The 14009-nt window shown below is 41.0% G+C and carries 13 protein-coding genes, 2 tRNA genes, 1 other RNA gene and 1 other annotated feature; of the genes, 1 reads left to right on the top strand and 15 read right to left on the bottom strand.

The window, feature by feature from the left end; translation table 11 throughout:
- Positions 1 to 18 precede the first annotated feature (18 nt).
- From LZD48_RS12925 to tadA, 3 genes are all read right to left on the bottom strand, one after another.
- Positions 19 to 732: a GntR family transcriptional regulator gene (locus tag LZD48_RS12925; RefSeq protein WP_235763147.1), complete on the bottom strand. Its 714-nt coding sequence runs from the start codon at positions 730 to 732 to the stop codon at positions 19 to 21.
- A gap of 126 nt (positions 733 to 858) precedes the next feature.
- Positions 859 to 1124, bottom strand: an RNA gene (gene ffs / locus LZD48_RS12920) — signal recognition particle sRNA large type.
- A 72-nt stretch (positions 1125 to 1196) separates the two neighbouring features.
- Positions 1197 to 1655 carry a tRNA adenosine(34) deaminase TadA gene (tadA, locus tag LZD48_RS12915; RefSeq protein ID WP_235763146.1) on the bottom strand — a complete coding sequence of 153 codons (459 nt, stop codon included), beginning with the start codon at positions 1653 to 1655 and terminating at the stop codon, positions 1197 to 1199.
- Positions 1656 to 1755: 100 nt separating this feature from the next.
- On the opposite strand from tadA, the gene LZD48_RS12910 reads away from it, so the two are divergent.
- Positions 1756 to 2286: a cysteine hydrolase family protein gene (locus tag LZD48_RS12910; protein WP_235763145.1), complete on the top strand. Its 531-nt coding sequence runs from the start codon at positions 1756 to 1758 to the stop codon at positions 2284 to 2286.
- 90 nt (positions 2287 to 2376) lie between these two features.
- On the opposite strand, the gene LZD48_RS12905 is transcribed toward LZD48_RS12910, so the two are convergent.
- The 12 genes from LZD48_RS12905 to LZD48_RS12855 all read right to left on the bottom strand — a co-directional run bounded on the left by LZD48_RS12905 (position 2377) and on the right by LZD48_RS12855 (position 13780).
- Positions 2377 to 2892, bottom strand: coding sequence for a type 1 glutamine amidotransferase domain-containing protein (locus tag LZD48_RS12905; protein WP_235763144.1), 516 nt, complete (start codon positions 2890 to 2892; stop codon positions 2377 to 2379).
- Between the two features lie 73 nt (positions 2893 to 2965).
- Positions 2966 to 3493 carry a hypothetical protein gene (locus tag LZD48_RS12900; RefSeq protein ID WP_235763143.1) on the bottom strand — a complete coding sequence of 176 codons (528 nt, stop codon included), beginning with the start codon at positions 3491 to 3493 and terminating at the stop codon, positions 2966 to 2968.
- Positions 3494 to 3644: 151 nt separating this feature from the next.
- Positions 3645 to 5360: an acetate--CoA ligase gene (acsA, locus tag LZD48_RS12895; protein WP_235763198.1), complete on the bottom strand. Its 1716-nt coding sequence runs from the start codon at positions 5358 to 5360 to the stop codon at positions 3645 to 3647.
- 199 nt (positions 5361 to 5559) lie between these two features.
- Positions 5560 to 5739: a Uma2 family endonuclease gene (locus tag LZD48_RS12890; protein WP_235763142.1), complete on the bottom strand. Its 180-nt coding sequence runs from the start codon at positions 5737 to 5739 to the stop codon at positions 5560 to 5562.
- Positions 5740 to 5907: 168 nt separating this feature from the next.
- Positions 5908 to 5980 (bottom strand) — tRNA-Arg (locus tag LZD48_RS12885).
- Between the two features lie 104 nt (positions 5981 to 6084).
- Positions 6085 to 6900, bottom strand: a complete 816-nt coding sequence (gene proC / locus LZD48_RS12880) for a pyrroline-5-carboxylate reductase (protein ID WP_235763141.1) — start codon at positions 6898 to 6900, stop codon at positions 6085 to 6087.
- Positions 6893 to 7018, bottom strand: a complete 126-nt coding sequence (locus LZD48_RS18795) for a hypothetical protein (RefSeq protein ID WP_255771036.1) — start codon at positions 7016 to 7018, stop codon at positions 6893 to 6895. The genes proC and LZD48_RS18795 overlap by 8 nt, the downstream gene beginning before the upstream one ends.
- 352 nt (positions 7019 to 7370) lie before the next feature.
- Positions 7371 to 7463, bottom strand: a tRNA-Ser gene (locus LZD48_RS12875).
- Between the two features lie 115 nt (positions 7464 to 7578).
- A complete protein-coding gene (serS, locus tag LZD48_RS12870; protein ID WP_235763140.1) occupies positions 7579 to 8847 on the bottom strand; it encodes a serine--tRNA ligase in 1269 nt (422 codons plus the stop codon).
- Positions 8848 to 8909: 62 nt separating this feature from the next.
- Positions 8910 to 9140: a binding site (T-box leader), on the bottom strand.
- 151 nt (positions 9141 to 9291) lie between these two features.
- Positions 9292 to 10629, bottom strand: coding sequence for a serine hydrolase (locus LZD48_RS12865; protein WP_235763139.1), 1338 nt, complete (start codon positions 10627 to 10629; stop codon positions 9292 to 9294).
- A 271-nt stretch (positions 10630 to 10900) separates the two neighbouring features.
- Positions 10901 to 12376, bottom strand: a complete 1476-nt coding sequence (gene guaB, locus LZD48_RS12860) for an IMP dehydrogenase (RefSeq protein ID WP_235763138.1) — start codon at positions 12374 to 12376, stop codon at positions 10901 to 10903.
- A gap of 189 nt (positions 12377 to 12565) precedes the next feature.
- Positions 12566 to 13780, bottom strand: coding sequence for a carboxylate--amine ligase (locus LZD48_RS12855; RefSeq protein ID WP_235763137.1), 1215 nt, complete (start codon positions 13778 to 13780; stop codon positions 12566 to 12568).
- Between the last annotated feature and the right edge of the window lie 229 nt (positions 13781 to 14009).

Raw genomic sequence — 14009 nt, 5'->3', positions numbered from 1 at the left:
TTTCGATACCTCCCTATGTTAACCTGCAGTGATGTCATAAGTGAATTTATCACTGCGATATAAAATTTTCGTGTATTCTATTACTTCCTTCGTCTCCATGTCCAGACAATTCGTTTCAACGACTAGGAGAGGAACGAGGCTTTGGCAGGAGAGGAGTTCTTGCTCTTTTGCGGTAGGAAACGTAATGCTAAGTATTGTTTCGCTACTGGAAAAATGATTGTATCCAAGTTTGCGGTAATAAGCGAACATTGACGTAATCTGCGGACCGTCTTCCTTTATCTTGGGAAAGTGCGCTTTCCTAACAAAGGAATGATGAATTGCAATCGGTTCATTATCAATGAAGCGCAGCCGGCCGATTTGGTAGACTGCATCCGTTTCTTCAGCTTGAAGTGCATCATAAATTTTCTCGTCAAAATTGATTTTTTCACAGTACCGGTTTTCAGTTTTTAAATCATAACCGAGTTGCTGCATCTTTTCCGTAAAACTTGTTTTTCCCGTAAGCGACAATTGAATTTGCTTCGTTTTTTCCTGTAAATACCGTCCTTTTCCTTGGACAGAGTAGACGAGTCCTCTCTCTTCTAATTTCGTTAGGGCACTGCGCACAGTCATTCTTGGAACATGGTATCTATCGGCAAGTTCATTTTCCGAAGGTAGTTTTGTCCCTGGAGTGATTTTTTTCGAAACGATTTGCTGCATGATATCATCCATAATATCCGTATCGGTAAAAGACATGAGGAGCGCCTCCTTTAATCTCTCTTAACTACTGTTAGTTTATCACGTTACAATTGAAAAATAAAAAACGACTCTAGACAACACCATTTTGTGATGTCTAAAGTCGTTGCTCACGAAATATGTATACCGTGCACCTCACGTCGATACGACGTCCCTATGCGCTTCTTAGCTTCATGGCTCGGCCAAGGCTTCCCTGCGGCACACAAGAATGACCACTTACTGCTGCTTCCTTCCGGACCTGACAGGGTTCATGGGTTCCTGTTGCGCAGGACCCGAGCGTCAACACCAATTCACTAAGGCTGACCATACAGTCGCCGTACCTCGGCAAGGGATTCGGCCTCGCTATAGCGGATTGCGAGTACAGGGCACCGCTACCTCCCCGCTTAGCACGGTAAATACCATTATAACGTTTTCCGTTACTGTTTGCAATGGAAAACATTTCATAAACGGAAGCGGGAGTTTACTTATTTTTTTCGCTGCCTTAGCGTCTTAAAAAAATCAGTAAGTAAACTGGCACATTCTTCCTGTAAGACACCGCTTGTTACTTCTACTTGGTGATTGAACCTCGGTTCCTCCAGCAAATTGAATAACGTTCCCGCACAACCGGCTTTCGGATCCGGTGCCCCGTAGACAACACGTTTAATCCGTGATTGCACGATAGCTCCAGCGCACATCGGGCATGGCTCTAAGGTGATGTATAACGTACAGTCCTCAAGGCGCCAGCTGCCGACTTTTTCATTGGCCGCTTCGATAGCGAGAAGTTCAGCATGCGAGAGAGTCTGTTGCGATGTTTCCCGAAGATTATATCCGCTCGCAATGACTTCACCATCCTGAACGATGACTGCACCGATCGGCACTTCATTTCGCCCTCTTGCTTTTATTGCTTCACTGATCGCTGCTTGCATAAATTTTTCATCAGACATAAGATAACCCACATTTCTATAGAAGTTTGAAATCATAAGATTAGGAAATAACTAATAAGACATTTATTTTAGATATAATATCCACAAAGGAGCGAATACGATGCAGAACTTGAAAGATACAGCCGTTGTTTTCATTGATATCATCAACGATTTCAATTTTCCCGGTGGGGATAAATTATTAAGAAATACAGAGAAGATTTTGCCAAATTTAATCAAGCTAAAAGAATTTGCAAAAGAAAATAACCTGCCAGTCATCTATGTTAATGACCATTATGGATTATGGCAAGCTGACTTTGATAAAATTATTAAACAGTGCACGAATCATAGCAGTAAAGAAATAATTGAAGCGATGAAACCAGATGATGATGATTATTTCTTTATTAAACCACAACATTCCGCCTTTTTCCAGACGCCGCTCCATTCGCTGCTGACTGATTTGAATCGGTATTCGCTCATTCTTGCGGGAATAGCAGGGGATATTTGTATTTTATTCACAGCGAAGGATGCTTATATGTATAAAATGGACCTGCACATACCAGAGAACTGTATGGCTTCAGAGGAAAAGAATACAAATGACTATGCGCTATATTTAATGCGCTCCGTCATGAAAGCAAATATTGATCCCGTTTGAACCTCTCATGACTGAAGTCACGAGTGTTCTTGTTTATTTATAAAACTTGAAAAACACTCTCTCAAGAATAGACTTGAGAGAGTGTTCCACTTATTTCAATACATTCAGTGATTCTCGGGTAAATGCTGGAATATCGTCTGGCTGCCGGCTCGTAACGAGTTGGTTCTGGCAAACGACTACTTCTTCATCTCTAACCTTCGCTCCAGCATACTCCATATCTACTTGAATTGATTTATAACCTGTTGCATCACGGCCTTCGAGCGTTTTTGCTGTAATGAGTAACTGTGGACCATGGCAAATCGCGAATACCGGTTTTTTCTCGTCCATGAAATGTTTGGCAAATTCTACAAATCGGTCATCCGCCCGCAATTGGTCTGGTGAAAAACCACCTGGGATAAAGAGAGCGTCAAAATCGTTCGGATCCACGTCATCAATTCCATATTCAATCGGAACCTTGGCGTCCTTCTGTTTCCCGATGACTGTTTCACCTTTTTTTGCACCGATTGTAACTACTTCATGTCCGGCATCTTCAAATTCCTTTGCCGGCTCTGTATATTCCGAGTCCTCAAATAGGTCTGTAATGACTGTAGCAATTTTTTTACCCATCAATAGCAACTCCTTTATTAATGATTATACATAATGAAGTGTTCCCATTTTATGATTTCTAAAACATAAATATCTACCGGTACAATGTATTTTCGAAGCTTGCGATCTTTTCGAGACGACGATAAATTGCACCAGGCATCACAAATTTTTTAAAAGACTTTCTTTTTCCTATCTGTAATAAATCCACTCGTCCTTCTGTGCCATAGTAAAAGGCTTGCCAGGTGAATTTGGAGCAATAATTAGCTTCCAGCCGGGTTAAATCGCGTACATACGTATAGCGTTGCACATTGTCATAATACTGCATTGCCCATTTTGCTGCTTGACTCGCTTCCTGTTCATTGGAATGGCGGAGAATGGTGATTTTTTCTTCCTCCCGGTGACGCGAAAGATAGATTGGCATACTATCAGCGTGACCGAACTCCTTCCAGCGATTCACATGATAAATACGGTAATTCGTACCGACAATTCCGGTGTGTCCGACTAAAAATGAAGAAAGGGCATACTTATGGGAATAGAGCACATCACCAGGCTGCATTCTAATAGTTGTTCCTGGGTAGTAATGGATAATAGCTGTTTCTTCATCGTTAGTTGTACAATTCATGTGTATCTTCCTTTTTCATCCACCGTTTAATATTTTATAAACTGTTATGCATCATGGTACACAAAATCCGCCAATTGCACTGGATTTTCCGTTTCCAGATAATAATATTCAAATCCTGCACTCTTATGCATGCAGGATTTTTTAACTTCAATTAATTTTCCAATGTTGATGTGTCTCCAGTTGGCAGCCCGAGCTCCCATGACTTCAAGAGGCGGCGCATAATTTTTCCGCTTCTCGTTTTTGGTATCGTATCCTTGATTTCAATTTCCCTTGGTGCAGCATGCGCACTTAAACCAGTTTTGACAAATTTGCGGATGTCTTGAAGTAAATCCTCTGATTCCTCATATCCATCATTTAGTGTAATAAATGCTTTAATAATTTCTCCACGTTCTGGGTCGGGTTTCCCAATAACACCAGCTTCCGCAACAGCAGGGTGTTCAATCAATTTCGATTCAACTTCAAATGGACCAACCCGCTCTCCAGATGTATTAATCACGTCATCCAGACGCCCCTGGAACCAAAAATAACCATCTTCATCCCGGTAAGCACTGTCTCCAGAAATATACCAGCCATTGATAAAATAACTTTCAAATTTACCCGGGTTATTCCAAATCTGGCGCATCATTGCTGGCCAGCCCGCTTTAATTGCAAGATTACCCATCTGATTTGGCGGCAGTTCATTTCCTTCGTGGTCAATGATGGATGCTTCAATTCCAGGAATTGGTTTCCCCATAGATCCTGGTCGGATTTCATTACACTGGAGATTCACAATCAGTTGTGCACCTGTTTCTGTCATCCACCATGTATCATGAATCCGTAAATCAAAGGCACGCAATCCCCATGTAATCACTTCCGGATTGAGCGGCTCACCGACACTTAAAATATGACGTAATGCGGATAAATCATACTGCTTCACTTTATCTTCCCCGTGACTCACAAGCATGCGTAAGGCCGTTGGAGCAGTATACCAAACTGTGACTTTGTATTTTTCAAGTGTTTCATACCAGGATTCCGGTGTAAATCTTCCACCGCGGACAACATTCGTCACCCCGTTCAGCCAAGGGGCAAATATACCATAGCTTGTCCCGGTCACCCAGCCTGGGTCTGCCGTGCACCAATACACATCATCCGGCTTCAGATCAAGGACCCACTCTCCGGTCGCATAATGCTGGATCATGGCGTTATGCACATGATAGACCCCTTTAGGCCTGCCAGTGGAACCAGACGTATAATGCAGCAGCATCCCGTCCTCTAAGTCAACCCATTCCATTTCAAATTCATCTGACGCAGCTTCCATCTCTTCTTCAAAACTAATGAAAGCTCCTTCCTTATCCGAATCCTCGCCAACGATTATGATATTTTCCAAATTGGGGAGTTCCGTATAAGGAACACGCTCCAATAATTCAGCTGTTGTAATGAGCACACTTGCTTCACTATCTTTTAACCGGTCTCTTACGGCCTGCTCCATGAATGCTTCAAAGAGGGGACCAGCAACGGCACCGGTTTTTAAAACTCCAAAAAAGGCGGCATAAAATTCCGGACTGCGCGGCATGAAAAGAAAGACGCGGTCTCCTTTACGTACATTATATTTTCGAAGTACATTCGCAAACTTGTTACTGCGTTTACTCAGTTCAAGAAATGTGAATGCTTCCTCTCGGTCAGGACTCGAATAGATTAATGCAAGCTTGTCCTTTTTCTCCGGGTCTTCTGCATGGCGATCCAATGCTTCATACGCCATATTCACCTTTCCCGTCTGCTGCATACTGAGATGCTGCAACACATTCCCCCAGGAAAAATTCTCCCTGTATGAATCATAATCCTGTAAGTTATAGTCCCCATCTCTTGCGGGAATTGGCTTCATATCCATCATTCACCTCTCCTTTTTTGTAACCGTTAACATTTCTAACTACATGAAATAATGTAAATCTTGTACGAACTTAAATCTATTTTAGAACATTTTGTGACACTTTAAAAGTAATTTAGCTGAAAAGTTTCGGAAACGTTTTTTATTAAAAGAGCAAAGCACAGAGATAAAGTCTGCCTGTGCTTTTAATAAATGAGCATTATTATTCTTTAAATAGATAAGACAAATCAATCTGAATACCACCAAAAAGCTTTGATGTAACTTTTCCATGATCTGTTTTCATATCGGATTGTTCATACATATTTTCACGATTAAGCGAATAAATTGTAATGGTATTCAACATCGGATTAGCAATCCAATATTCCTTGACACCATAATCCATATAGATGTTCAACTTGGTGACTAAATCATGCGACTGACGACCTCGTCAAGATACCGATTCATTTCATTACCTCCCTAGGATAGGTTTAATGTAATACATTTTAAGAGATGTGACCAGTCAAAAAATAAAAAAATCATTTATCCACATGTGGATAAATGATTTTTTAAGCGGCCCCGGCAGGATTCGAACCTGCGACGCATAGTTTAGGAAACTAACGCTCTATCCCCTGAGCTACGGAGCCATAGTGGGGAAGATAGGTAACATTACTATTATACAAAAATTAAGAAGAAAAACCAAGAGCAGAAAGGAAAGACAGGGCAGTTTTTCCCCGCCTTTTTTCTCTGCTTAAAACGTTTTTCCCAAATCGATGGAACGAAGCCGGGCACTTTCGATACAAGCGATAATAATTTCCTCAAAATCATTTGATTTAAGCGTTTGTAGTCCTGCTGCAGTTGTTCCACCTTCACTCGTAATATTTTCCCTTAAAGTGGAAGCTGGTTGCCCTGACTGCTCCAGCATTTTCCCAGCACCGATAATTGTCTGGGTAATCAGCGCATCAGCCGTAGAAGCTTCCATTCCGGCTTCTAGAGCCGCTTTTGTCATCGCTTCAACAAAATAGTAGACGAATGCTGGACCGCTCCCAGAAACGGCTGTCACCGTATGCATATCCGCTTCATTCACTACCTTCGTTATTCCAATCGATTGGAATAATTTCTTCGTAAAATTGATTTTTTCTTCATCGACATATTTGCCGCCTGCGATTGCAGTGGCTGAATAACCAATTTGTGCTGATGTATTTGGCATCGCTCGAATGACAGCATTCCTTTTTCCAATTATTTTCTCAATTGTTTCCGTCATGATGCCTGCAATAATAGAAATGACGAGTTGATCTTCTCTTATAAATGAGCGGATTTCACTTATTGAATCCGTTAAATCTTTTGGCTTCATTGCTAAGATAACGACATCTGCCAGGTCTAACAGCTCTTCTTTATCATAAGATGTCTGCACGCCATACATAGCTGCTATATCATTCAATCGTTCCTCATCTTGTTTATTTGTTACATAAATATCATTTTTATCTACTGTCTTCGTCTGCAGTATGCCGGCCATGATTGCTTCTGCCATCGAGCCGCACCCTACAAACACAATACGTTTACGCAATTCGAACACCTCTTCTTTTCTTTTTCACAACTAAAAAAGCTGATTCCATCCCTGCAACAAGGACGGAATCAGCTCCGCGGTACCACCTATTTTTGGCAATAAATTGCCCTCTCTGCATTGATAACACAGTTTCCTGCGGTTAGTTTATCGCTAACGACTCCCAGGTAGGTTCATACAAGCTTGTGCGCAGGGATCTCTCAGCCGGTGAATCCCATTTTCTGTCGGACAGTTCGCGTATTACTAGTCTGATCATCGTCTAAAGTGTATGTTATTTCTGTTAATAGTAGAATGAATTGTGTTCTTTGTCAAGTGGGGATTTCGAAAATGGGTACTATTAGGTGAGTAGTTCGGTATTTTATTATGAGAATGAGAGCGGGTTTAACTTAAACTTGAGCATGTATGTTGTAAAGAACAAAAAACGCTCCATTCAATAAGAATAAGCGTTTTAAAGGATTCATGATTTATAAATATGGAGGAGGTAGAGGGATTCGAACCCCCGCGCGGTTTGACCCGCCTTTCGGTTTTCAAGACCGACCCCTTCAGCCAGACTTGGGTATACCTCCATAGTCACAAGATATAATATACCATAAATAATTTATGCTTGTCAATCTATTTCAGAGAAACTTATGAAAAAAAACCAGCTGGCGACATTTTCTACAACCAGCTGGTTAACATGCTCTATTTAATAACTTTTTTTCCACCCATATAAGGAATAAGTGCTTTCGGTACGACAACAGAACCGTCTTCCTGCTGGTTATTCTCTAGTATAGCGGCGACTGTACGACCGACTGCAAGACCAGAACCGTTCAATGTATGCACGAATTCAGGCTTCGCATTCGTATCACGACGAAAACGTATGCCAGCACGTCTTGCTTGGAAATCCTCAAAGTTAGAGCAAGAAGAAATCTCCCGGTACGTGTCCTGGCTTGGAATCCATACTTCAATATCGTATTTTTTTGCAGCAGTAAATCCTAAATCACCAGTACACATGCTCATCACACGGTATGGTAACTCTAATTCCTGCAGGATTTTCTCCGCGTGACCTGTTAATGTCTCCAATGTCTCATAAGAATCCTCAGGCTTTGCAAAGTGGACGAGCTCGACTTTGTTAAATTGATGCTGCCGAATCAAACCTCTCGTATCACGTCCAGCAGAGCCAGCTTCAGAACGGAAGTTGGCACTGTACGCAACATACCGCTTCGGTAAATCAAGCATGATCTCATCACGGTGATAGTTCGTGACGGGTACTTCTGAAGTCGGAATCAAATAATAATCCCAGTCCTCGAGTTTAAAGGCATCCTCCGCAAATTTCGGAAGCTGTCCTGTACCGGTCATACTCATGCGATTCACGATATATGGCGGTAGGATTTCCGTATAACCGTGATGATCTGCATGATAGTCCATCATGAAGTTCAATAAAGCACGCTCAAGCCTTGCACCAAGTCCCGTATAGAAAACAAAGCGGCTACCGGTAACTTTAGCTGCACGTTCGAAATCTAAAATGTTCAAGTTTGTTGCGATATCCCAATGCGGTTGCACTTCAAAAGAGAATTCCGGCTGCTCTCCCCACGTGCGATGGACGACGTTATCTTCTTCATCCTCACCAATTGGCACACTCTCATGTGGAATGTTCGGGATGGCATACATGACCTGTTCAAGTCTTGCTTCCACTTCTTTCAATTCTTTATCAAGCTTGGAAATCTCCTCACCGACTTGACGCATTTCCTGAATCGCAACATCCGCATCCTGCTTCTCTTTCTTCAACTTCGCAATTTCTTGTGTCGCAGCATTTCTTTTCGCTTTCAACTGCTCTGTCTCAGCGATCAATTTCCGGCGTTTCTCATCGAGTTCACCAAATGTATCGAGCTCGGATAAGTCTTCACCCCGGTGCTGAAGTTTCGCTTTCACTTCTTCATAATTGTTCCGTAAAAATTTCATGTCCAACATTTGCATTTCCTCCTTTTATTAGAAAAATTATATTTTAAAATCAAAAAACTCCCATCCCTAATAATAGGGACGAGAGTTGATATTCCCGCGTTGCCACCCTTGTTGAAAAGAAAATCTCTTCCGGCTCGATCTGCTTTAACGGTGCAGAGACCCCGGGTTTATTTACTCTGGAACAAGTCCTGTTCGATAAACCAGTTCAAGGATGGATTCACAGCTTTTCAACGTCGATTCGCACCAACCATCGACTCTCTTTAGAAGAACGAACTGCTACTATTTCCTGTCAATACCTTTAATTCATCTGATTTGCTACCATCATAGCCGATTCACTTAAAAAAAGCAAGCATGCTTTAGCTAATATTTCATTGCTACTTTTGTTTTATTCTTTATATAGCGAAAATCAATGCTTAAATATATTCATTTGGCTATGATTCCTATTAGAACAGATTAAAACAATCCTTTAATCCAATCTACTGCTGTTGTGAAGACATTGCCGAAGAAGTCACCGATTGCACCTATCGTAAGCATAAACCAGTTTGCTTTTTCAACTGCTTCATCACTGACCACATCAACAACGACGGATTCCTGGTCGAATATATAACCATGATCGGTTGCTTCTCCTTGATATACAAGCGTTGCAGTACCAAGCTTTTCACCTTTTTCAATTGGTGCGACAATTTCGTTGTTATCATTCAGCTTCTCTTCATCAATATTATATTCCAAACTGTATAATTCCGTTTCTTCAGATTGGATTGGAATCGCAATGCCCTCACTAATAGAGACACTAACTTCATTTTCTTTACCTTTAGCTACAGGGAGAGTTCCCTCGTCTTCCAGCTGATGACCAGCCGGGAATAATTCTTCAGATGCGAAATTATTGAAACCATAATCAAGTAATTTCGCTGTTTCTTTGAAACGCTCTTCTTTTGAACCAGTTTTCATCACAACGGTAATGAGACGAGTTCCATCCCGTTCCGCTGTTCCAGTAAACGTGAATCCAGCAAGCTCTGTATTACCTGTCTTCAGTCCGTCCATTCCTTCATAATGGAATGACTGTAGATATGTCGCTTCATGGGGAAGCATCCAATTTAAGTTTTCTACTTTGTGCTCATCAAATTCTACTTCTGTCTGGCTGGAAATTTCTAGAGCTTCCGGGTAATCATTAACTAAATGATAGGCAAGCTGAGCGGCAGAGCGTGCAGACAAAAGGTTACTCGCATTCGGATCGGTTCCTTCTGGCATGTCATCGCCTAGGGAATCATTATCAAGACCCGAACTATTTACAAATTTATATTCGGAAAGGCCTAATTCCTCAGCCTTGTCATTCATCATTTTTACAAATTCCGTTTCAGAACCTGCAATTAATTCAGCAAGTGCAATGGTTGTCGCATTATCAGAGAAGACAGCCATCGCATTATATAAATCACGTACGGCATAATCTTTATTTTGTGTTAAACCTATTCCTGAAAACAGGACATTAGCAGAAATCTTATATGCATAATCGCTGATTTGTGTTGTTGTATCCCAGTCGATTTTTTCTTCATCGATTGCTTCAAGAACAAGATATTCCGTCATCATTTTCGTCATACTTGCTGGAGGAAGGGCAATATCTGCGTTTTTCGCATAAAGAACTTTTCCAGTCCCCGCATCAACTAAGATGGCAGACTCTGCATTTAAATCAAGGGTACTTTCTGCATGTATCGTGAGTGGCTGTATCATTAACGATGTAATCAGTAATACAAATGCAAGTATTCCTGATACAGTTTTTTTAGTAACTTGAATCAACTTATTTTACCTCCAACATGATTAAAAAATTTATAGTGCAGCACCTAAATATTCTATCACATTTTCATCAAAAAAAATAGAAGGAGCTAAGTCCTGATTCTAGTAATTTCCCTATCTATTCACCCCCGTTCATTTTACCTGCTTAAAGGATAAAAAAACACCTATTTTTCTATCAGGTTTGCGTGTAACCTGGGGAAAAATAGGTGTTTATTTTAATAAAGTGAAACTTCATTCGGTAGGCATATTACAGACCGTTAATGCGTGATACAACCTACTGTACCGAATAGTTCGGAGCTTCTTTTGTGATCTGCACATCATGTGGATGGCTTTCACGGAGGCCGGCATTCGTGATTTTAACGAATTGTCCGTTCTTACGTAAGTCTTCAATCGTTGCCGTTCCACAGTATCCCATACCAGAACGTAAACCACCGATTAATTGATGCGAGATATCTGAAAGTGCGCCTTTATAAGGAACACGTCCTTCAATTCCTTCTGGTACAAGTTTCTTCGCATCATCGGTATCTCCTTGGAAATAGCGATCCTTGGAACCTGCTTTCATTGCGCCGAGGGATCCCATTCCACGATAAACTTTATATTTTCTGCCTTGGTAAATTTCGGTTTCCCCAGGGCTTTCCGTAGTACCTGCGAACATACTACCAAGCATGACCGCATGTGCTCCTGCAGCAATAGCTTTTACAATATCACCGGAATATTTGATTCCACCGTCGGCAATAACAGGTACATTGTATTCTTGTGCTGCTTTTGCACATTCATAGACAGCTGAAATTTGCGGTACACCAACACCAGCTACAACGCGGGTTGTACAAATAGAACCTGGCCCAATTCCGACTTTGACTACCGTTGCACCTGCTTCAATTAAAGCTACCGTTCCTTCTGCAGTTGCGACATTCCCTGCAATAATATCAAGATCCGGATAAGCGGCTCGCACCTTTTTCAATTGATTCAATACACCATCTGAGTGACCATGGGCTGTATCAATTACAATGGCGTCAACGCCAGCTTCGACGAGCTTCTCAATACGGCTCATTGCGTCTCCGGTTATACCGACTGCAGCTGCTACGAGTAATCTACCTTGGGAATCCTTTGCAGAGTTCGGGAACTCGATGACTTTCTCAATGTCTTTAATCGTGATAAGACCTTTTAAGATATCATTTTCATCAACGAGGGGAAGCTTTTCAATCTTATGCTGCTGCAGTAACTTTTCCGCTTCATTCAATGTTGTACCTACCGGGGCAGTGACAAGATTCTCACTCGTCATTACTTCAGATATCTGGATGGAATAATCCTGGATAAAGCGCAAGTCACGGTTCGTTAAAATACCGACAAGCTTTTGCTCCTCGATATCATTTACAATCGGCACACCAGAAATCCGGAATTTACCCATAAGATGTTCAGCATCATATACTTGGTGCTCTGGCGTTAAGAAAAACGGATTCGTAATAACACCACTTTCAGAACGTTTTACCCGGTCGACCATTTCCGCCTGTTCTTCAATGGACATATTCTTATGGATTACTCCGAAACCACCTTGACGTGCCATCGCAATTGCCATTTTTGCTTCTGTAACGGTATCCATCCCGGCACTAATAAAAGGGGACTTCAACTTCAACTTTTCGGATAACTGTGTTCCAAGTTCCACTTCATTCGGCAGTACATTTGACTGGGCAGGAATAAGCAATACATCATCAAATGTTAAGCCTTCTTTCCCAAATTTATCTTCACGCATGTTTGTTCTGGCCTCCTAATATATTCTGTAACCAATCTCGTCTTGTTTAGCTATTTTTATTTACTTTACGCCAATTGTTGACGTTTTTCAACCAGTTCGAATTTAATAGGAATAGTAAATAGATTCTAAATCTTTACAGTTGGTAGTTCATCCTTTTTCTAGAAAAAATCCCCAGGCATACTGGGGATTTTACCATTTATTGTTTTTATATTTCCGATAATAGTTAAATTGTCTAAGCAGCATATAGAATTTACGCTTAAAGCTCTTATCCTTTTTATAAAAGAGGGGGTTACCCCATTTTTTTTGTTTAATAAGCCGATTCACATCTTGCTTCACTGCATCATTTTCGACAAAGTTGTTTAACACAATCCGTGGCACAACGGAAAACAGATATTCTTCATTCAGATAGGTAGTTGACTTTTCCTTATCATGAAGTACATCATCGACAATGTACTTTGCCATATTGTGCCCAAGTGCCGTTACATAATAGCTGGAGCGGCCTTGGCGGATATTGACTTCAAAGATTTTAAATTTCCCATCACGTTCATCATATTTCATATCGAAGTTAGCAAAGCCGACATAGCCGACTGTCTCTAGAAATTGCTGTAGCTTTTTCATCATTTCTTCGTTGTAACGAGTTAGGACGGATGTATAGTTACCAATCGCTGTTGCGGTATGCTCCTGCAAAACAACTTGTCCGAAAGTAACAAGTTCCGTTTTACTTTTCGAATTCAAATAGAGGACGGAATCCCACATGTACGTGTCGTCTCCCGGTATATAATCTTGCATAATCAGTTCATCCCGGTAGCCGCTTTCCTTAATCATCTTAATGACCTTATCTGTTTCTTCCGGTGTATTTACCCTGTATACCTTTTCTTGACCAGTGAACGGGTGTTTATAATATTCAATTCCGTTACTTGGTTTGATAATAATTGGATAGGTCATTTCTTCCGTGAACGGAGCATCGTCATTACAGTCATAGAAAGATGTCGCCGGTGTATCAATTCCGTATTCACGGCAAAGTTTATAGAAATTTGCTTTCTTCTGGAGCTGATTCATCAGATCCTCGGAAATATAGGTGAAACGGTAATAATTTTTTAATTCTTCATCGTGTTCGATGATCAAACGGACATACGCATCGTTCGTGCCAACAAGGATTAATGGGTGATTGCGGTTCTGTAAGCTTTCTGCGAGTTCTTTTAAAATCGGAACAAATCTCCCTTTATCCGTTAAGTCAGGATGAATGTCGATCCGTTCAGGAATCGTGCTAAAGCTAGTAAATCCCATTTCCTGCTTTCCGACAAGAATAGGATGAATATCGTAGGCTTCATGGAAGGAAATCGCCATATTATAGGCATTGATATCCGTTCCAATGATAACTGGGGTAAAAGATTGATTATTCATAATGCCTCCTGTTTCTTTCGTAAAGAATTCTATCTGTATTGGATTTTAATCGTTTGAATATAAAGTTTAATCTACTGAAATGAGGTTTAATTAGTTACTTGATTAGGGGAGTGTTAGGCTGGCAGTTACGATTTTCGGTTCATTAGAAGCCCTGTAAATGACCGAAAGAATATCACAGCCGACGGATCATTAGAGCCCTATATACAACCGAAGCTCTACTAAACAACTA

This window comes from Oceanobacillus alkalisoli (assembly GCF_021556485.1).
In the GTDB taxonomy this organism is placed as follows: Bacteria; Bacillota; Bacilli; order Bacillales; family Amphibacillaceae; genus Oceanobacillus; species Oceanobacillus alkalisoli.
This window is presented reverse-complemented; position numbering and strand designations above follow the sequence as displayed.